At 74.0% G+C, this 19958-nt stretch carries 16 protein-coding genes; 10 read left to right on the top strand and 6 right to left on the bottom strand.

The window, feature by feature from the left end; all coding sequences use genetic code 11:
- Positions 1-162: 162 nt before the first annotated feature.
- The 3 genes from ABTY59_RS21750 to ABTY59_RS21740 form a co-directional block, all read right to left on the bottom strand.
- Positions 163-1380: a CaiB/BaiF CoA transferase family protein gene (locus ABTY59_RS21750; RefSeq protein ID WP_352020647.1), complete on the bottom strand. Its 1218-nt coding sequence runs from the start codon at positions 1378-1380 to the stop codon at positions 163-165.
- A 62-nt stretch (positions 1381-1442) separates the two neighbouring features.
- Complete coding sequence (locus ABTY59_RS21745; RefSeq protein WP_352020646.1) at positions 1443-2219, bottom strand: ABC transporter permease; 777 nt, start codon at positions 2217-2219, stop codon at positions 1443-1445.
- Complete coding sequence (locus ABTY59_RS21740; RefSeq protein WP_352020645.1) at positions 2216-3154, bottom strand: ATP-binding cassette domain-containing protein; 939 nt, start codon at positions 3152-3154, stop codon at positions 2216-2218. The genes ABTY59_RS21745 and ABTY59_RS21740 overlap by 4 nt, the downstream gene beginning before the upstream one ends.
- Before the next feature lie 63 nt (positions 3155-3217).
- On the opposite strand from ABTY59_RS21740, the gene ABTY59_RS21735 reads away from it, so the two are divergent.
- Entirely contained in the window at positions 3218-3937 is a 720-nt protein-coding gene (locus ABTY59_RS21735) for a TetR/AcrR family transcriptional regulator (RefSeq protein WP_352020644.1), read from the top strand.
- A 14-nt stretch (positions 3938-3951) separates the two neighbouring features.
- Here the strand turns inward: ABTY59_RS21735 and ABTY59_RS21730 are convergent, their stop codons facing one another.
- The 3 genes from ABTY59_RS21730 to hmgA are packed head-to-tail and all read right to left on the bottom strand — an operon-like array spanning position 3952 to position 7281.
- Entirely contained in the window at positions 3952-5163 is a 1212-nt protein-coding gene (locus ABTY59_RS21730; RefSeq protein WP_352020643.1) for a type ISP restriction/modification enzyme, read from the bottom strand.
- Positions 5164-5177: 14 nt separating this feature from the next.
- Positions 5178-5927, bottom strand: a complete 750-nt coding sequence (locus ABTY59_RS21725; RefSeq protein WP_352020642.1) for a GntR family transcriptional regulator — start codon at positions 5925-5927, stop codon at positions 5178-5180.
- Between the two features lie 40 nt (positions 5928-5967).
- A complete protein-coding gene (gene hmgA, locus ABTY59_RS21720) occupies positions 5968-7281 on the bottom strand; it encodes a homogentisate 1,2-dioxygenase (RefSeq protein ID WP_352020641.1) in 1314 nt (437 codons plus the stop codon).
- Positions 7282-7468: 187 nt separating this feature from the next.
- Here hmgA and ABTY59_RS21715 point away from each other — a divergent pair, with 187 nt between their 5' ends.
- The 9 genes from ABTY59_RS21715 (at position 7469) to ABTY59_RS21675 (ending at position 19953) form a co-directional block, all read left to right on the top strand.
- The gene (locus ABTY59_RS21715; protein WP_352020640.1) at positions 7469-9553 is read left to right on the top strand and encodes a right-handed parallel beta-helix repeat-containing protein; all 2085 of its coding nucleotides are present in this window, start codon (positions 7469-7471) and stop codon (positions 9551-9553) included.
- The gene (locus tag ABTY59_RS21710; RefSeq protein ID WP_352020639.1) at positions 9550-10557 is read left to right on the top strand and encodes a hypothetical protein; all 1008 of its coding nucleotides are present in this window, start codon (positions 9550-9552) and stop codon (positions 10555-10557) included. Before ABTY59_RS21715 ends, ABTY59_RS21710 begins: the two co-directional genes overlap by 4 nt.
- Positions 10554-11861 (top strand): hypothetical protein, encoded by a 1308-nt coding sequence (locus tag ABTY59_RS21705; protein WP_352020638.1) that lies wholly within the window; start codon positions 10554-10556, stop codon positions 11859-11861. The genes ABTY59_RS21710 and ABTY59_RS21705 overlap by 4 nt, the downstream gene beginning before the upstream one ends.
- A gap of 74 nt (positions 11862-11935) precedes the next feature.
- Complete coding sequence (locus ABTY59_RS21700; RefSeq protein ID WP_352020637.1) at positions 11936-12610, top strand: TetR/AcrR family transcriptional regulator; 675 nt, start codon at positions 11936-11938, stop codon at positions 12608-12610.
- A 75-nt stretch (positions 12611-12685) separates the two neighbouring features.
- The gene (locus tag ABTY59_RS21695; RefSeq protein ID WP_352020636.1) at positions 12686-14920 is read left to right on the top strand and encodes a molybdopterin oxidoreductase family protein; all 2235 of its coding nucleotides are present in this window, start codon (positions 12686-12688) and stop codon (positions 14918-14920) included.
- Between the two features lie 119 nt (positions 14921-15039).
- Positions 15040-16545 carry a CitMHS family transporter gene (locus tag ABTY59_RS21690; protein ID WP_352020635.1) on the top strand — a complete coding sequence of 502 codons (1506 nt, stop codon included), beginning with the start codon at positions 15040-15042 and terminating at the stop codon, positions 16543-16545.
- A gap of 168 nt (positions 16546-16713) precedes the next feature.
- Positions 16714-17469 (top strand): hypothetical protein, encoded by a 756-nt coding sequence (locus ABTY59_RS21685; protein WP_352020634.1) that lies wholly within the window; start codon positions 16714-16716, stop codon positions 17467-17469.
- The gene (locus ABTY59_RS21680) at positions 17456-18220 is read left to right on the top strand and encodes a class F sortase (RefSeq protein WP_352020633.1); all 765 of its coding nucleotides are present in this window, start codon (positions 17456-17458) and stop codon (positions 18218-18220) included. Before ABTY59_RS21685 ends, ABTY59_RS21680 begins: the two co-directional genes overlap by 14 nt.
- A 341-nt stretch (positions 18221-18561) precedes the next feature.
- Entirely contained in the window at positions 18562-19953 is a 1392-nt protein-coding gene (locus tag ABTY59_RS21675) for an aldehyde dehydrogenase family protein (protein WP_352020632.1), read from the top strand.
- The last annotated feature ends 5 nt before the right edge of the window (positions 19954-19958 follow it).

Genomic DNA, 19958 nt, shown 5'->3' with positions numbered 1-19958 from the left:
CCGTACGGCCCGCTTCCCGTACGACCCGGCCGCCCGTACGGCCCCGACCACGACCCCGCCGGACGTGTCCCCGCCCGTCCGGCGCTCCGTCGTGCCCCGGGGGCCGTACACCCCGCAATCGAGCCCGGAGGCGCGAGGCCGTACCTTCCCGCGCCCTCCCCGTCAGGCGATCACCCCCGCGCTCCGCAGCTCCTTCACCTCCGCCTCCGGCACCCCGAGTTCGGCGAGCACCTCGTCCGTGTCCTGGCCGAGGGCCGGGATCCGGTCCATCCGCGGCTCCGGCGCGTCCGGGAACACGATCGGCGGGAGCAGCGAGCGCAGCGGACCGGCCGGGGACTCCACGTCCCGCCAGCGGTCACGTGCCGTCAGCTGCGGATGGTCCGCGAGCTCCGCGACCGAGTTGAGCCGGGCGCAGGCGATGCCCGCCGCGTCCAGCCGGGCCAGCGCCTCGTCCGCCGTCAGCGGCGCCAGCGCCGCCGCGACCGCCGCGTCCGTCGCCGCGCGCCCCGCGACCCGTGCCGTGTTCGTCGCGAACTCCGGCGCCTCGGCGAGTTCGGGCCGGCCGAGGACCTGTTCGGCGAGCCGCCGCCACTCGCGGTCGTTCTGTACGGAGAGCAGGACCAGGCCGCCGTCCGCCGTCGGATAGGCGTCGTACGGCGCGATCACGGCGTGCGCGAGCCCCGTGCGCGCCGGGGCCGCGCTCCCGTGCGTCCCGTGGTGCAGCGGATGCCCCATCCACTCGGCCAGCGAGTCGAGCAGGGAGACCTCCACCGGGCCGCCCCGGCCGGTCGTGCCGCGCCGTACGAGGGCCGCGAGGACGCCGGAGAACGCGTACATCCCGGCCGCGATGTCGGCGGCCGGGATGCCGGACTTGACGGGCTGTTCGGGCGTGCCGGTCACCGACACCAGGCCGGCCTCGCACTGCACGAGCATGTCGTACGCGCGCCGGTGGGCGTACGGTCCCTCCGCCCCGTACCCCGAGACGTCCACCGCGATCAGCCAGGGGTGCGCGGCGCAGAGGGTGGCGGCGTCGAGGCCGAGACGGGCCGCCGCGCCCTGGGCCAGGTTCTGTACGAAGACGTCGGCGCCGGCGACCATCCTCCGGACGAGCGCCAGGCCCCGGGGGTCCTTGAGGTCGACCGCCACCGACTCCTTGCCGCGGTTGCACCACACGAAGTGGGAGGCGAGTCCGCGGGCGGCCGTGTCGTACCCCCGGGCGAAGTCGCCGCCGTCGGGGCGCTCGATCTTGACGACGCGGGCGCCGAGATCGGCGAGCTGGCGGGTGGCGAAGGGCGCGGCGACGGCCTGCTCGACGGCGACGACGGTGACCCCGGCGAGGGGGAGGGGCTGACCGCCGTGCGAGAGGGGCTGAGAGTTCATGAGCGTCTGCCTACCGCCCCCGTGTGCCTCCTGTCATCAGGGCCTGCGTCACGCGGGCCCCGTCAGCCCCGGGCGTAGCGCCGCACGGCGAGCGGGGCGACGACGGCGAGGAGGCCGAGGGACCAGAGCAGCGCGCCCGCGACCGGGTGGGCGACCGGCCAGGCCGCGTCCGCCGGGACCGCCGCGTTCCCGAAGAGCTGCCGCACCGCCGTGGTGACGGCCGAGATGGGGTTCCACTCGGCGACGGTCCGCAGCCAGCCGGGCATGCCGTCGGTGGGGATGTACGCGTTCGACAGCAGCGGCAGCATGAAGGTGGCGCTGCCCAGCTGCCCGGCAGCCTCCTCGCTCTTCGAGGCGAGGCCCAGCAGGATGCCGGCCCAGGTCGTGGCGAAGCGGAAGAGCAGCAGCAGGCCGATGGCGCCCAGGGCCTCCGGGAGCGTGCCCTCGATCCGCCAGCCCATGGCGAGGCCGACGAGGAGCAGCGGCACCGTGCCGACGGCGCTCGCGAGGAGGTCGGCGAGGGCCTGGCCGAGGGGGACGGCGGCCCGGCTCACGGGCATGGTCCGGAAGCGGTCCATGACGCCCCGGTGCGCGTCCTGCGCGGCCTGGAACATGCCGGTCATCAGGCCGCCCGCCGCCGTCGCCACGAGCATGCCGGGCACCAGGAAGGCCCGGTACTCGGCGCCGGGAGCGGCGAGCGCGCTGCCGAACACGTACCCGAAGAAGAGCAGGAACACGATCGGCATCGTCTGGGTCAGGACGGTGATCGCGGGCGCGTGCCGGATCCGCTGGAGGTGGCGGCCGAGGACGGCGGTCCCGTCGTGCACGAGGGCGCTCACGCGACGAGCTCCTTCCGGTCGGTGAGGCGCAGGAACACCTCGTCGAGGGTGGGCGGACGCAGGGAGGCGTCGATGATGTGGACCCCGGCCGCGTCGATCTCGCGGACGATCCGGGGGAGGGTGAGCGTGCTGTCCGTGGTCACCGCGCCGACCGTGCGCCGCTCGGCGTCCAGGACGGGGGCGGAGCCGGTCAGCTGGTCGAGGACGGCGGCGGCCGCTCCGAGGGAGGACGGGTCGGCGAGGACGACCTCGGCGTAGCTGCCGACGAGCGCCTTCAGTTCGGCCGGGGTGCCGTGCTGCGCCGCCCGCCCCTCGTCGACCAGCACGATGTCGTCGGCGAGCCGGTCGGCCTCCTCCAGGTACTGGGTGGTGAGCAGCACGGTCGTGCCGTCGTCGGCCAGCTCCCGGACGGCGTCCCAGATCCCGTTGCGGCTGTGCGGGTCGAGCCCGGTCGTGGGCTCGTCGAGGAAGAGCACCCGCGGCGGTACGAGGAGGCTCGCGGCCAGGTCGAGGCGGCGCCGCATGCCGCCGGAGTAGGTGCGGGCGGGCCGTCCGGCCGCCTCGGTCAGGCCGAACCGCTCCAGGAGCAGGTCGGCGCGCGAGCGCGGGGCGCGCAGCAGCCGGGCGAAGAGCCGCAGGTTCTCGGCGCCGGTGAGGTCGCCGTCGACGGAGGCGTACTGCCCGGTGACGGCGATCCGCTTCCGTACCCCCGCCGGATCGCGCACCACGTCGTGGCCCGCGACGAGGGCGCTGCCCCCGTCCGGCCTGACCAGGGTGGTCAGGACGCGGACGGCGGTGGTCTTCCCGGCGCCGTTGGGGCCGAGGACGCCGCAGACCGTCCCCTCGGGCACGGCGAGGTCGAGCCCGCTGAGGGCGTGGACGTCGCCGTAGCGCTTCCGCAGACCTTCACTAAGTACAGCGTACGTAGTCGTCATGGCGCGACCCTACCCCACTACGTACGGCGTACGTAACTACGATGGTGGGCGAGGTGATGATCCATGGCGGGCCGAGCGGCCGAACCGGAAGTGATCTGGGCGCGGCCCGAGCGCACGGGCCGAGGCCCGAAACCGGCCTACAGCCGGCGGGACATCGTGGACGCGGCCGTCCGCGTCGCCGACACGGACGGCATCGACGCCGTCTCCATGCGCCGCCTCGCCGCCGAACTCGGCTGCGGCACCATGTCGCTCTACAACTACGTCCCCCGCAAGGAGGACCTCCACGAGCTGATGGTCGACGCCGTCAGCGGCGAGTACGAACTCCCCGCGGAACCGAGCGGCGACTGGCGGGCCGACATGACCGCCATCGCCCACCAGAGCCGCGCGATCATGTACCGCCACCCCTGGCTGCCCCGGGTCATGACCACCGCCTACGGCTTCAGCCCCAACGCCCTGCGCTTCCTGGAGTGGTGCCTCGGCTGCCTCGCCCCCCTGGACGTGCCCGCCGGACTCAAGATGCAGCTGATCGCCATGGTCAACGGCACGGTCATGGCGACCGTCGCCAACGAACAGGCCATCGCCGAACGCGCCCGCGGACTGCCCTGGTCCGAGGCGGAAGAGCAGGCGGTACGCGGCGCCTACCTGCGGGGACAGGTGGCCACCGGTCGCTACCCGCACCTCGCCGGACTGCTCGCCGCCGCGCCCGCCGCGCCCGTCGACGCCGACGAGGTCTTCGCGATGACCATCGCCCGCCTGCTGGAGTCCTTCGCACCGGGCACCTGATCAGAGCAGCATGATCAGAGCAGCATGAACTGGCCCTCAGGGCCCTCCTCCTGATGGTCCAGTACGGACGCGGGACGCCGGGCCCGGTCCGGCGGCGGCAGCACCCCGGCCGCGCGCAGTTCGGCCCGGCCCGCCGTCCGCCCGGAGAAGGCCGCCCGCTCCGGCTCCCGCGCCCCGAGCAGCGCGAGCACGGTGACCAGGTCGAGCAGCTCCGAAGTCCACTCCTGCGGCCAGGCCGCCGGGCCGATCGCCTCCAGGGAGCCGGGCTCCGCCGGGGCCGTCCGGTGCGCGAACCACTGGTCCAGGACCCGCACCCCGCCGACCCGGTACTCCCAGGCCTCCGCCGGTACGGGGGAGACCACACCCCCGCCGACGTCGAGCACCTCCGCCTCGGCGTCGTACGCCAGCGCGGCCGGCCGCGCCGGGACGGCCGCCCGCACATAGGGCCGGCGCCCGCCCGGCAGCCGGGGCCGCGTCCCGCTCAGGGCGCCGCGCAGCTGTACGTCGGCGAGCTCCCGGCCGAGCGCCACGCCCGCCGCCCACACCTCCGGGTCCCCCGGGAGCGGCACACGGCAGCCGGCGGGGGAGGGGAGGGCCGCCGCCACCGTCCACGCCAGCCAGTCCCGGGCGTCGACCCGGCACCCGTACCGCTCCCCGAGGAACTCCAGGAGCCCGGGCGCCAGATTGGGCTCGCGGCCCCCGGGACGCCGGAACAACGGCCGGATGCGGCCCGGGCGGCCCGCCGGGGAACGCCCCTCCGGAAGCGCGGCCGTCACCAGGAGCGCCGGTCCCGCCGCCCCCGGCACGTACCCCTGCTCGACCGCGAACAGCTGCGGCTCCCCGGCGACCCGCCACAGCTCCGGGCGGGCGGTGTCGATCAGCCGGTGGTCCGGCAGCAGCCACTGCTCGTCGAACGGCCCCTGCGCCACCCGTACCGGCTCCGGGCACGGCCCCGACTCGCGCGCGAACCTCGCCGTGCCGGTCCGCTGCCCGGGCAGCGCGCCCACCGCGCTCGCCGGGGTCCGCGCCCGGCTGGGCCGGAACAAGGCCTCCCGCTCGGCGCCCTCGGCGGCCACCAGCCGGTCCCAGCGGGCCCGCAGCGTCCGCGCGTCCGGGGCGACGATCCAGGACCGCCCGAACCTCAACGGAGCCACGGACCACGGCATCAGCTCGTCGAGGAGGGGCGCGTCGTCGACAGCTCCCGGGGCTTCCGTCACGCCCCGCATGCTAACGACAGCCTTCAGTGCGCTTCCACCGTCACCGTGAAGGAGAAACGGTCGCCGCGGTAGCGGATGCGGGCGACGTCGACGACCCGGCCGTCCTCGTCGTAGGTCACGCCCGTGTAGTGCAGGATCGGGGAGAGCAGCGGGACCTGGAGCAGTCCCGCCGTCTCCGGGTCCGCGAGGCGGGCCTCGACCGTGTCCGTGATGCGGCTGATCCGCACCCCCACCACGTCCCGCAGCACCTTCGTCATCGGCCAGCGCTCCAGATCCGCCGGGTCGATCGCGGCGGCGAGCTCGGGCCGCACCGCGTTCTCCGCCCAGTTCGTCGGCTCCCCGCTCTCCCCGTCACTGCGCAGCCGCCGGTACGCCACGACCTCCGGCACGTCCGGGAAGAACTCCGCCAGCTCCCCGGGCACCGGCTCGGTGCCGTGCCCGAGGACCGTCGTCCGCTCACCCGACTGCTGCGCCACGATCGCGTCGATCGAGCCGAGCAGCCGGCGCGGGGTGGACCGCCGCGCCCCCGGCTCGATGAAGGTCCCGCGCCGCCGGTGCCGGCTGATCAGGCCCTCCTCCTCCAGCTCCTTGAGGGCCTGGCGCATGGTCAGCACGCTCACGCCGTAGTGGGCCGCGAGCTGCTCCTCGGTGGGCAGCCGCAGCGAGGCGTCGGGCGTGCGGCCCAGTATCGAGGCGCGCAGCGACTGCGAGACCTGATACCAGAGCGGCAGCTTGCGGTTCAGGACCAGCGAGTCGGGGGCGAAGGCGGTCACGGGTTCTCCGTACGAAGGCTACGGGCTTACGGCCGAGACACTACGGCCGGAAGTGGCGCTCAAGACCCTGCCATACGTCGTCGTATCCCTTCTGCAGATGGTCGGCGGCCGCCGCCTGCGGGGTCGCGGTCACCGGCCAGCGGGTCTCGAACATGAAGGCGAGGCCGTCGTCGATCTTCTGCGGCTTCAGCTCGGCGGCGCTCGCCCTGTCGAAGGTCTCCCGGTCCGGGCCGTGCGCGGACATCATGTTGTGCAGCGAGCCGCCGCCCGGCACGAAGCCTTCCGCCTTGGCGTCGTACGCGCCCTCGATGAGGCCCATGTACTCGCTCATCACGTTCCGGTGGAAGTACGGCGGGCGGAAGGTGTCCTCGCCGACCAGCCAGCGCGGGGCGAAGACCACGAAGTCGACGCCCGCGAGCCCCGGCGTGTCGGAGGGCGAGGTGAGGACCGTGAAGATCGACGGATCGGGGTGGTCGTACGAGATCGTCCCGATGACGTTGAAGCGGCGCAGGTCGTAGACGTACGGGGTGTGGTTGCCGTGCCAGGCGACGACGTCCAGCGGCGAGTGGCCGTACGTCGCCGACCAGAGGTTGCCGCAGTACTTGTTGACCACCTCGACCGGGCCCTCGACGTCCTCGTAGGCGGCGACCGGCGCGCGGAAGTCACGGGCGTTGGCGAGGCCGTTGGCGCCGATCGGGCCGAGGTCCGGGAGCTGGAACGGCGCGCCGTAGTTCTCGCAGACGTACCCCCGGGCCGTCTCGTCGAGGAGCTCGACGCGGAAGCGGACACCGCGGGGGATCAGCGCCACCTCGCCCGGATGCGCGGCGAGCAGGCCCAGCTCGGTGCGGAGGAGGAGGCCGCCGCGCTCCGGGACGATCAGCAGCTCGCCGTCGGCGTCGCCGAAGACCCGCTCCATGGAGGCGTTGGCGTGGTACAGGTGCACGGCCATGCCGGTGCGCTGCGTCGCGTCGCCGTTTCCGCCGAGGGTCCACAGGCCGGCCAGCCAGTCCGTGCCCGGGGCCGGCTCGGGCAGGGGGTTCCAGCGCAGCCGGTTGGGGTCGGGCACGGTCTCGGTGAAGGGCGCGCCGGCGAGCGCGCCGTTGTCGATCCGGGCGAAGGGCGGGTGGGCGGCCGAGGGGCGGATCCGGTAGAGCCAGGACCGGCGGTTGTGGGACCGGGGCTCGGTGAAGGCGCTGCCGCTGAGCTGCTCGGCGTAGAGGCCGAGGGGGGCGCGCTGCGGGGAGTTCCGGCCGTCCGGCAGTGCGCCGGGGACCGCCTCCGAGCTGTGCTCGTTGCCGAAACCGGTGCTGTACGTGAGCGCCTCGGCCGTCTTCCTGGCCTGCTCCGTGGTCATCGCCCGCTCCTGTCCTGAGGCCTTCGTGAGGCCCTGTCCTGAGGCCCTGCACTGAGTCCGCAAGGGAATCCTATGGATGACCGTAGGATTCCGCGCGTCCTACGTCAACGGGCACTCCTTCGCCGTGGTCGATCCGATGCGTGCACGACGGGGTCAGAAAGATGAACATTGCTCTACTCTCACGCGCATGTCGTGGACCCGAAGGTTCGTCTCCGTGCTCTCGGTCGTGCTCGTGGCGCTCGCCGCAGCCCTGTTCACCGCTCCCGGCGCCTACGCCCACGAGGAGCGGCCCGTCACCCTTCCCGACGGAACCGGCAGCGTGCCGACACTCCGCACCGGCGAACCCGACCTCCTCGTCTGCAAGACCGACCGGGCCGACTTCGAGCGCCGGATCTCCGGCTTCCCGGCCGCCCTCAAGGCCCGCAACCTCGCCCTCTTCGAACGCTGCGCCCGCACCGGCCACCGCCACCTCCAGCAGGCCGTCGACGCCGTCCGACGACCCGGCCTCACCATCGCGATCCTTCCCGGCCTCTACGAGGAGGAGCCCTCCCTGCCGCCGCCCACCGGCGCCTGCGCCACCCTCAAGGCCCCCAAGTCCGCGCTCGGCTACCAGATCCTCAGCTACGCGCAGCAGCTCCAGTGCCCGCACAACCAGAACCTGGTCGCGATCCTCGGCAAGAAGAACCTCCAGATCGAAGGCACCGGCGCCTCCCGCCTCGACGTCATCGTCGACGCCAAGTACCAGAAGCTCAACGCGATCCGCGCCGACGGCTCCGACGGCGTCTACTTCCGCAACTTCACCGCCCAGCGCACCACCTTCAACTCGCTGTACGTCCTCGCCGCCGACGGCTTCGTCATCGACGACGTCCTCACCCGCTGGAACGACGAGTACGGCTTCCTGACCTTCGCCTCCGACCACGGCCTCTACAAGAACTGCGAGTCCTACGGGAACGGTGACTCCGGCATCTACCCCGGCTCCGCCTCGAACATCAACGACGGCTTCGGCTACGACGTCCCCCGCTACTCCATCGAGATCACCGGCTGCCGCAGCCACCACAACATGGTCGGCTACTCCGGCACCGCCGGAGACTCCGTCTGGGTCCACGACAACGAGTTCGACCACAACATGGGCGGCGCCTCCATGGACTCCGCCTTCCCCGGCCACCCCGGCCTCCCGCAGAACCACGCCCGCTTCGAACGCAACCTGATCCACGACAACAACCAGAACTACTACCCCCACGTCGCCGACGGCACCTGCGCCAGACCGCCCGTCGACCGCGGCTACGAACAGGGCGTCGTCTGCCCCCAGATCTCCATGCCCCCCGGCACCGGCATCATCACCGCCGGCGGCAACTGGAACCTCTACGAGGACAACTGGGTCTACGGCCACCAGCGCACCGCCTTCTACCTCAGCGCCGTCCCCGCCTTCATCCGCGGCGAGTCCGCCTGGGGCAAGCAGACCGACACCTCCCACCACAACCGCTACGCCGGCAACCACCTCGGCGTCGACAAGGCCGGCAACGCCCGCCCCAACCGCACCGACGTCTGGTGGGACGGCCAGGGCGGCGGCAACTGCTGGCAGCCCGACGCCGGCGCCGCCACCCCCGGCGCCCCGCCCAGCTGCGGAACCCGCCGCGGCGAGGTCTCCGGCGGCACCGACCGCCTCATCGGCGAACCCGTCAAACTCGCCCAGCTCCTCGTCTGCGCCGACTACAACGTCCAGGCCCGCCGCCTCCCGGCCGGCTGCGACTGGTACGGCGCCCGCGGCCTCCAGCGCGTCGAGACCCAGCTCGCCCTCGGCAGCGCCCTCGTCCTCGCCCTCGCCGGCGGCGCCCTCTGGTGGCGCCGACTCCGCGGCAACCGCCTCGCCGGGGCGGCCACCCTCATCGGCTTCCTCGGCCTGGCCCTCGACGTCGCCGGCTCGACCCTCGCCCTCACCCCGACCCTCCTCCCCGCCGTCGCCCTGCTCCTCACCGGCGTCTGGTGGACCCTCATCGGCCTCGCCCTGCACCCCACCCGCCCCGTCCTCGCCTGGACCACCGCGGCCCTCGGAGCCCTCACCCTGCTCGACGCCTTCGACAAGGCGGTCCTCATGGTCCCCGGCATCCCCGTCAGCCCCGCCTGGCTCCGCCTCCTGCTCGGCACCGTCTGGGTGCTGTGGGCCGTGATCGCGGCCGGCACCCGCACCACCGCCCCTTCCCCCGCCGCCGGCACCCCCGAGCCCACACCGGAACCCCCGGCCGACCACACCCCGGAAGGAGCGACGGCATGAGGCCCCAAGGCCCCCCGCCCCCAGCCCCCGCCCCGCGCCGCGCCGGGCGCCGGAGGGCCGCCGTCCTGGCCGGGGTCGCCGACCCGGCCCCCGCCCCGCGCCGCGCCGGGCTCGGGAGGGCCGCCGTCCTGGCCGGGGTCGCCGACCCGGCCCCCGCCCCGCGCCGCGCCGGGCTCCGGAGGGCCGCCGTCCTGGCCGCCGCCGGGCTCCTCCTCGTCGGCTGCGGCGGCCGGGCCACCACCCACCACAAGCCCGGCACCAGTCACCAGGAGGCCACCGGGAGCAGCGGCACCCTGCTCCCGGTCCGTGACGAGAGCGGGCACCGGCTCCGTGAACTCCCCGCGGCCGACGCGCCGACCGTCAGGGCCGAGGCCGCCCCCGACTCCGAGGGCGGCTGGAACGTCCACCTCACGGTGGAGAGGTTCCGCTTCACCCCGGAGAGCACCGGCGGCGCGGCGCTCCAGGGCCGGGGGCACGCCCGCCTCCTGGTCGACGGCCGGGAGACCGCCCGCCTCTACGGCCCCTGGGGCTACGTGCCGCCCGGCGCGCACACCCTGACCGTCCGCCTCCACGCGGACGACCACACCGTCTGGGCCGTCGCCGGCACCCCCGTCCAGGCCACGGTCCGCCTCGCCGACACCCCCACCGCCTCCGGCACCACGTCCGGCACCACCTCCGGGTCCGCCTCCGCCCGGCCCTCCGTCTCCCCTCCGTCGCCGTCGGCCGCCCCGCCCGCCGACCCCGGGCGGACCGTCACCCTCACCATCACCGGAACGAGCGTCCAGCCGCCTCCCTCCCGCATCGAGCTGAAGAAGGGCGAGCGCCTCACCCTCCGTGTCACCAGCGACCGCGCCGACACCCTCCACGTGCACGGCTACGACCGTGAACTGCCCCTCTCTCCCGGCACGCCCGCGACCCTCACCCTCACCGCGGACCGCACGGGCCTCTTCGAGGTCGAGACGCACGAGTCCGGACTCGTGCTGACCCAACTCGTCGTCCGATGAGGGCCGTCCCCTTCGCGGCCCACGCCCACGCCGGTTCCCCAGGGCTTCCCCTCGCCCACGGCGTGGGCTCCCAGCACGACCTCCCCCTCTCTCCCTTCTACGCCTACGCCGGCGCCTTCACCGCCCTCCTCGTCTCCTTCCTCGCCCTCGGGCTGCTCTGGTCCTCCTCCCGCTTCCGCGGCGACCTCTCCGGCCGCCCGCTCCCCGCCGTCCTCCAGCGGACGGCCGACGCCCCGGCCACCCGTACCGCCCTCCGCCTCCTCGGCGCCGCCGGCGCCCTGGTCTTCCTGCTGCACCTCCTCCTCGGCCCCGACGACCCGGACCGGAACCCCGCACCGGGCGCCCTCTACGTCCTGCTCTGGGTCGGACTCGTCCCCGCCTCCCTCCTCCTCGGCCCCGTCTGGCGCCTCCTCAACCCCCTGCGCGCCCTCCACGCGCTCCGACCGCCACGGGACCCCCGCCCCCTGCCCGAGGCACAAGGCATCCGGCCGGCCGCCGCCGGACTGCTCCTCTTCACCTGGCTGGAGCTCGTCGCCCCCGACAACACCTCCTCCACGACCCTCCTCCTCGCCCTCGGCGTCCACACCGCCGCCCAACTCGCGGGCGCCGCCCGCTACGGCGACCGGTGGTTCGCCCACGCCGATCCCTTCGAGGTGTACTCCTCCCTTCTCGCCCGGCTGTCCCCCCTCGGCCGCCGCGCCGACGGCCGCCTGGTCCTGCGCTCCCCCTTCCACGGCCTCGACTCCACCCCGCAGACCCCCGGTCTCGTCGCCACCGTCTGCGTCCTCCTCGGCTCCACCGCCTACGACGGCCTCTCCGACAACCCCCGCTGGATCACCACCCTCCAGACCTCCTCCCTCGGTCCCGTCCCCACCGCCACGCTCGGCCTCCTCGCCTCCGTCGCCCTCGCCGCCGCCTGCTACGGCCTCTGCGCCGGCGCCCTGCGTCTGTTGAACCCCGGACTCGCCACTCCGCTCACCTCCTTCGCCCACTCGCTCCTGCCCATCGCCCTCGGCTATCTCGTGGCCCACTACTTCTCGCTCCTCGTGACGGAAGGACCACGCACAGTCATCTTGGCAGGGGGCACTGACAACGCCCCCTCGCCCGCCCCACCACTGGGCCCCGGGGGCCTCGCCACCCTCCAGGTCACCGCGATCGTCACCGGTCACGTCCTCGGAGTCGTCGCCGCGCACGACCGGTCCGTGCGCCTCTTCCCGCCCGCCCGGGCCGTGGCCGGCCAACTCCCGCTGTTCGTGCTGATGATCGCGTACACCCTCGGCGGCATCGGCCTGCTCATCGCCTGAAGCCGCGACCGCGATCGGCGGCCACCCCAGCCGTGTGCCCCACGTGATCGCCTCGACCGGACCGGAACGGCATCATGGACCCCGTGCCCCAGACCCGACCCCGAACCCAGCCCGCGCTCCGCCGCGCACCCGTGCAGCAGCGGAGCGCCGAGCGGCTGGCCCGGATCCTCGACGCCTGCGCCGTCCTCCTCGACGAGACCGGGTACGAGCAGTTGAGCACCCGCGCCGTCGCCGCCCGGGCCGGCGTCCCGATCGGCTCCGTCTACCGCTTCTTCGGGAACAAGCGGGCGATGGTCGCCGCCCTCGCCCACCGCAACCTCGACCGGTACGCCGAGCGGATCTCGGACCGCTTCGCGGCGGCGCCGATCCTCGACGCGCACGGCGCCATCGACGGTGTCCTCGACGAGTTCATCGAGATGAAGCGGACCGTCCCCGGCTTCGCGCTCGTCGACTTCGGCGTGCCCGCCGCCGCACCCGGGGAAGCCGTGGCGGAGCACCCGGGGGACGGCTCCGCGGAGGCCGCCGTCGAGGACCCCAACCGGCTCGTCGCCGAACGGATCTGCGCGCTCCTCGCCACCCATCTGGGCCGCACCGCCGACGCGGACCTGCACCGGAAGGTGCTCGTCGGGGTCGAGACCGCCGACGCCCTGGTGCGGCTCGCGTTCCGTGCCGATCCCGCGGGGGATCCGGCGCTCGTCGCCGAGACGCGGACGCTGCTCCACGCGTACCTGGCGCCCTCGCTGACGTGACCTCGCGCAGGGCCCTCCCGCCCGTGCCTACCGGTCGGTAGGCTCGGCGTCACCCGACGCACCCAGGGAGACGCCATGTCCACCGCCCTGCGCATCTGCCCCCTCTGCGAAGCGACCTGCGGACTGACCCTGACGCTCGACGGGAGCCGCGTCACCGGGGCGCGCGGCAACCGCGACGACGTCTTCAGCCGGGGGTTCATCTGCCCCAAGGGCGCCTCCTTCCCCGAGATCGACGCCGACCCCGACCGGCTCCGCACGCCCATGGTCCGCAAGGACGGCAGGCTCCAGGAGTCCACCTGGGCCGAGGCGTTCGACGTGATCGCCACCCGAATCCGACCTCTCGTCGAGGAGTACGGACCGGACTCGGTGGGTATCGTCCTGGGCAACCCCAATGCGCACACCGTCGCCGGCGCCCTCTACCCGCCCCTGCTGATCGGCGCGTTGCGCACGCGGAACGTCTTCACCGCCTCCACGCTCGACCAGATGCCCAAGCACGTCTCCAGCGGACTGCTCTTCGGGGATCCCTTCGCCGTCCCCGTGCCGGACCTGGACCGCACCGACCACCTGCTGATCCTCGGAGCCAACCCCCTGGACTCCAACGGCAGCCTGTGCACGGCCCCCGACTTCCCCGGCCGGCTCAAGGCGCTGCGCCGGCGCGGCGGCACCCTCACCGTCGTCGACCCCCGGCGCACCCGCACCGCACGCCTCGCCGACCGGCACGTCGCGATCCGCCCCGGCGCCGACGCGCTGCTCCTCGCCGCCCTCGTGCACACCCTCTTCGACGAGGACCTCACCGACCTCGGCACGCTCGCCGCCCATGTGGAAGGCGTCGAGGAGGTACGGGCCGCGGTGCGGGACTTCAGCCCCGAGGCCGTCGCGGCCGCCTGCGACGTGGACGCGGACACCGTCCGGGTCCTCGCCCGGGAGCTCGCCGCCGCGCCCACCGCCGCCGTCTACGGGCGGATGGGCAGCTCCACCGTGGCCTACGGCAGCCTCGCCAACTGGCTCGTCGACGTCCTCAACGTCCTCACCGGCAACCTCGACCGGCCCGGCGGCGCGCTGTTCCCGCTCTCCGCCACTGCACCCGCTCCGCGTCCCGCCGGGCCGGGCCGGGGCTTCGCCCTCGGGCGGCGGCACAGCCGGGTCTCGCACCACCCCGAGGCCAAGGGCGAGTTGCCGCTCGTCGCCCTCGCCGAGGAGATCGAGACGCCGGGGGAGGGGCGCATCCGCGCGGTGATCACCGTCGCCGCCAACCCCGTCCTCTCCGCGCCCGACGGGGACCGCCTCGACGCGGCCCTCGGTTCCCTCGACCTGATGGTCGCCGTCGACCCGTACCTCAACGAGACCACCCGCCACGCCGACGTCCTGCTGCCCCCGCCGCCGCCCTCGCGGAGCGCCCACTTCGACTTCGCCTTCAACGCCTTCGCCGTCCGCGACCAGGCCCGCTACACGCCGGCGGCCGTCCCCCTCGAAGCGGACCGCATGGACGAGTGCGAGATCCACGCCCGGCTGATCCTCGCCGTGTCCGGGATGCACGGCGCCCCGCCGTCCGCCGTCGACGACCTCGCCATCGGCACGACCCTCGCCAAGGCCGTGACGCAGGAGCACTCGCCGGCGTTCGGGGCGGATCCCGAGGAGTTCACCGCGCGGCTCAGCGGGGCCACCGGGGCCGAGCGGCGACTCGACCTGATGCTGCGGCTCGGACCGTACGGCCTCACCCTCGACGAGCTGAGGGCGCACCCCCACGGCATCGACCTCGGGCCGCTGAAGCCGCGCCTGCCGGCGCTCCTCAAGACCCGCAGCGGACGGATCGAACTGTTCCCGGCGCCCCTCGCCGCGGACCTGCCCCGGCTGCGGGCCGCCCTGGACGCCGTACCGGAACCCGGGACCCTCCAGCTCGTCGGACGCCGGCACCTGCGCTCGAACAACAGCTGGCTGCACAACACCCCGGCCCTGGGCGGGGGTTCGAACCGCTGCACCCTCCAGGTGCATCCCCGGGACGCCGAGCGGCTCCGGCTGGCCGACGGCGGGATGGCCAGGGTCAAGGGGGAGGGCGGTGAGGTGGAGGTGCCGGTGGAGGTCACCGACGGCGTCCGGCCGGGCGTCGTCAGCCTTCCGCACGGCTGGGGGCACGACCGGCCCGGCACCCGCCTCGCCGTCGCGGCGGCGCGCCCCGGAGTCAACGTCAACCAGCTGCTCGACGGGTCCCGGATCGACCCCCTGTCCGGCACCGCCGTTCTGAACGGCTTCCCCGTCGAGGTCTCGCCCCTGGAGCCTCTGGAGACCCTGGAGCTCGCGACCCCTTCGTGACCTGGGGTTTTGCTCGTATTGCTCACGCGTCAACGTCTTGTTAACGGCGGAAGGGGGCACCTACGGTCATCCGGACCGCCGCTCGGCGGCAGTTCAAGGGTGAACGTGAGGTGTCCTCCATGCTGACCGTCCTCGGCTTCGCCATGATCGCGACCTTCCTGGTGCTGATCATGCTGAAAAAGATGTCGCCGATCGCGGCGCTTGTCCTGATCCCCGCGCTGTTCTGCGTCGCGGTCGGGCAGGGGGCCCAGCTCGGCGACTACGTCATCGACGGCGTCGGCAAGCTGGCGCCGACGGCCGCGATGCTGATGTTCGCCATCGTCTACTTCGGCGTCATGATCGACGTGGGTCTCTTCGACCCGATCGTCCGGGGCATCCTGCGCTTCTGCAAGGCCGACCCCGTGCGGGTCGTCGTGGGGACCGCGGTGCTGGCGGCGATCGTCTCCCTGGACGGCGACGGCTCCACCACGTTCATGATCACCGTCTCGGCGATGTATCCGCTCTACAAGCGGCTCGGGATGAGCCTGGTCGTCATGACGGGCGTGGCCGCCACGGCCAACGGCGTCATGAACACCCTGCCGTGGGGCGGCCCCACCGCCCGCGCGGCGACCGCGCTCAAGCTGGACGCCGGTGACATCTTCGTGCCGATGATCCCCGCGCTCGGTGCGGGCCTGCTCTTCGTGTTCGTCCTGGCGTACGTGCTCGGGCGCCGCGAGCGCAAGCGCATCGGCTACCTCACCCTCGACGAGGCCCTGGTCCCGGACGGCGACGCGGTGCTGGTCACGGCGGGTGGCGGCGGCGACGCCACCCGCCGGGGCGAGGGCGCGGGCAAGGGCCGGATCGCGGGCACGGGCGCCGGAACGGGCACGGGGGCGGGCGCCGGCAAGGGCGGGAGCGCCGCCGCCGGGGAGACGGCCGGTGCGGTCGGTGGAGTCGGTGCGGCCGGTGTGGTCGGCGGGGCGGACGCGGGTGAGGGGGACGGGTTCCAGGGCCTCGACCCGAACCGTGCGACGCTGCGGCCCCGGCTGTACTGGTTCAACGCCGGCCTGACGGTCGCGCTGCTCGCCGCGATGATCCTCGAACTGCTGCCGATCCCGGTCCTGTTCCTCCTCGGGGCCGCCCTCGCGCTCACCGTCAACTACCCGAAGATGACCGAGCAGAAGGAGCGTCTCGCCGCCCACGCGGACAACGTCCTCAACGTCGCCGGCATGGTCTTCGCCGCCGCGGTCTTCACGGGCGTCCTCACCGGCACCGGCATGGTCAAGCACATGGCCGACTGGCTGGTCGGCGCCATCCCCGAGGGCATGGGTCCGCACATGGCCCTGGTCACCGGTGTGCTGAGCCTGCCGCTCACGTACTTCATGTCGAACGACGGCTTCTACTTCGGTGTGCTGCCGGTCCTCGCGGAGGCCGGCGCGGCGCACGGCGTGTCGCCCCTGGAGATCGCCCGGGCCTCGCTGGTCGGCCAGGCCCTGCACATGTCGAGCCCCCTGGTGCCCGCGGTGTACGTGCTCGTCGGCATGGCGAAGGTGGAGTTCGGCGACCACACCCGGTTCACGGTGAAGTGGGCCGCGCTGACCTCGCTGGTCGTGCTGGCCGCGGGGATCCTCTTCGGGATCATCTGACCGGTCGTCCGGACCCGGTCCGGACGCGCGCGGCGCCCTGGGGTGCGCCGGACGGGTGGAAGTCGGAGGGTGGTGCGGTCAGGTTGCCACCCTCTGTACCCATGTCGTGACAGATAGTCGGATTATCGCAGTAATGCCCGACGTGATCACGACTGGAGGACCTCCCCCATGGCGACACCCCCCACCCGTACCCTGCTCCGCGCGACGCTCGCCTCCCTGGCGCTCGGCGCCGTGACCCTCGCGGGTGCCCCGCAGGCACTCGCGGCGCCGGGCGACAACGGCGACGTGAAGGTCCACCGGCAGGGGACCCCCGACACCGACCAGAGCAACCAGCCGCAGGTCGGCTGTGTGTTCCGCTTCGCCGCCTTCAACTTCGACGGTCTGCAGAGCATCCAGTGGAACATCTACGAGCAGCCGGGCCAGCCAGGCAACCAAGACCCGTCGCTGAAGAACGGCAGCATCGCCGTCGACAGCAACGGTGACGGGCACACGGACGACATCACCGGCCTGCCGACCGGCATGTACAAGGTCGAGTGGACCTGGGTGGGCCAGAACGGCGCGGCGAAGTCGAAGGTGTTCCGCGTCGACTGCCCGCCGGACAACGGGAACGGCGGCAACGGGAACGGCGGGAACGGCAACGGGGGCAACGGCAACGGGGGCAACGGAAACGGCGGCAACGGAAACGGCGGCAACGGAAACGGCGGCAACGGAAACGGCGGGAACGGCAACGGCGGCAACGGCGGCCACGGCCACGGCAAGCCCCCGCACGGTCCGGTCGGTGCCGGCGGCGGCGGCAGCGCGCAGATCGCCGCCGAGGACTCCTCCGCCTTCGGCGTCGGGGCGGCCGTCGCCGCCGGCCTCGCCGGTACGGCCGGACTCGTCCTGATCCGCCGCTCGCGCCGCCGCGACAATGGCGCCGCGTAGGTCCCGCTTCACGCGCAGGCAGCGGCGTCTGCTCCGGCTCACCAGGACCGTGGCGGTGACCACGGTCCTGGTGACCGGGGGCGTCTGGTGGGCCGGTGACGGGGAGCCGGCCGGCCAGCCGATCGCCGCGGCCCCGGCCGCATCCGGCACGGCCGCCCCCGGCCGGGCCGGGCCGGCGGCCGGAGCGCACGCCGCCCGGGGCCCCGAGGCGGACCACAAGGCGAAGACCAGGACGCTGCCCAAGGCCGCGCCCGCGCCGCGGCCCGCGCCCGCCCCCGCGCCGCTGTCCCGCTCGCGCCCGGTCACGGTCGCCGTCCCCGCCATCACCATCGAGGCCCCCGTGATCGAGCTCGGCCTCGACGCCACCGGGCGTCTCGGCACCCCGCCCGTCGACGACCCCCGCGTCGTCGGCTGGTACGCCAAGGGGCCCGCCCCCGGCGAGCGCGGGACCGCCGTCGTCGTCGGCCACCGCGACACCCGCACCGGGCCCGCGGTCTTCCTCAACCTCAACTCGCTCAGCGCCGGCAACACCGTCCGGGTCGCCCGCGCCGACGGCAAGGTCGCCGTCTTCACGGTCGACCGCGTCCGGACGTACGCCAAGGACGACTTCCCCGACAAGGAGGTGTACGGAGACACCGGGCGGCCCGAACTCCGGCTGCTCACCTGTGGCGGGACCTTCGACCGGGGCAAGGGCTACGAGGCGAACATCGTCGTCTTCGCCCACCTCACCGAGATCGCCCAGAAGATCTGACGCGGCCGGAGCAGGCCCTCCGCTCCGGCACCCGCGCCCCGGCCGACGGAATCCAGCCGCTCCGTCGACCGGGGCGCGTCGCGTGTCCGCGTGCCCCGGCCCGGGAGGCAAGGGGGGTTCCGCCAGTTCCGGCGGCGTACGCCTGTGCGGGCCCGACGTGGACATTCCGCGGGCCGGGGCGGCACGATCGAGCGGCACCCCCCCGCCGGCTCCCGGGTGAGACCGGGGGCACTCCGGCGGACCCTGGCGCCGAAAAACTAACAGCGCTAGTTTGGGTCGGACGACGAACCGGCCGGTGGCGTGCCGGTCGGCAGGCAGGCAGGCACGTGAGGAGACAGCGGATGAAGGCCCACGACGCGATGTACATCGGCGGGGAGTGGCGCCCCGCCTCCTCCACGGACACCATCCCCGTGCTGAACCCGGCGGACGAGCAGGTCATCGGCCACGTCCCCGCGGGCACCGCCGAGGACGTCGACGCCGCCGTGCGCGCGGCCCGCGCCGCGCTCCCCGGCTGGGCCGCCACCCCGCCCGCCGAGCGCGCGGCCCGCATCGCCGCCCTCCGCGACGCGCTCGCCGCCCGCGCGGAGGAGATAGCCGCCACCGTCACCGCCGAACTCGGCGCCCCGCCGCAGCTCGCCGCCGCCGTCCACGCGGGGCTCCCGATCGCCGTCGCCGGCTCGTACGCCGAACTCGCCGCCACCCACCCCTTCGAGGAGAAGGTCGGCAACTCCACCGTCTACGCCGTGCCCGTCGGCGTCGTCGCCGCGATCACCCCCTGGAACTACCCGCTCCACCAGATCGTCGCCAAGGTCGCCCCGGCCCTCGCCGCAGGCTGCACGACCGTCCTCAAGCCCGCCGAGGACACCCCGCTCACCGCGCAGCTGTTCGCGGAGGCCGTCCACGAGGCCGGTCTGCCCGCCGGGGTCTTCAACCTGGTCACCGGCCTCGGCCCGGTCGCCGGGCAGGCCCTCGCGGAGCACCCCGACGTCGACCTCGTCTCCTTCACCGGCTCCACCGCCGTCGGCCGCCGCATCGGCGCCGTCGCGGGCGGGGCGGTCAAGCGGGTCGCCCTCGAACTCGGCGGCAAGTCCGCCAACGTGATCCTGCCGAGCGCCGACCTCCCCAAGGCCGTCGCCGTCGGCATCGCCAACGTCATGTCCAACTCCGGCCAGACGTGCAGCGCCTGGACCCGGATGCTGATCCCCGCCGACCGCTACGAGGAGGCGGTGGCGCTCGCCGCCGAGGCCGTCGCCAAGTACGTCCCCGGCGAGCGCGTCGGTCCGCTGGTCAACGCGAAGCAGCAGCAGCGCGTGCGCGGCTACATCGAGAAGGGGATCGAGGAGGGCGCCCGGCTGGTCGCCGGCGGCCCCGAGGCCCCGCGCGAGACCGGCTACTACGTCTCGCCGACCGTGTTCGCGGACGTCACCCCCGAGATGACCATCGCCCGGGAGGAGATCTTCGGCCCGGTCGTCTCGCTGCTCCGGTACGAGGACGAGGACGAGGCCCTCGCCCTCGCCAACGGCACCGTCTACGGCCTCGCCGGAGCCGTCTGGGGCGAGCCCGAGGCGGCCGTCGCCTTCGCCCGCCGCATGGAGACCGGCCAGGTCGACATCAACGGGGGCCGTTTCAACCCGCTGGCCCCCTTCGGCGGGTTCAAGCAGTCCGGCGTCGGGCGGGAACTCGGCGCGCACGGCCTCGCCGAGTACCTCACGACCAAGTCCCTGCAGTTCTAGGAATC

Origin of the sequence: Streptomyces sp. NPDC096079 (assembly GCF_040303145.1) — a bacterium.
Classification (GTDB): domain Bacteria; phylum Actinomycetota; class Actinomycetes; order Streptomycetales; family Streptomycetaceae; genus Streptomyces.
This window is presented reverse-complemented; position numbering and strand designations above follow the sequence as displayed.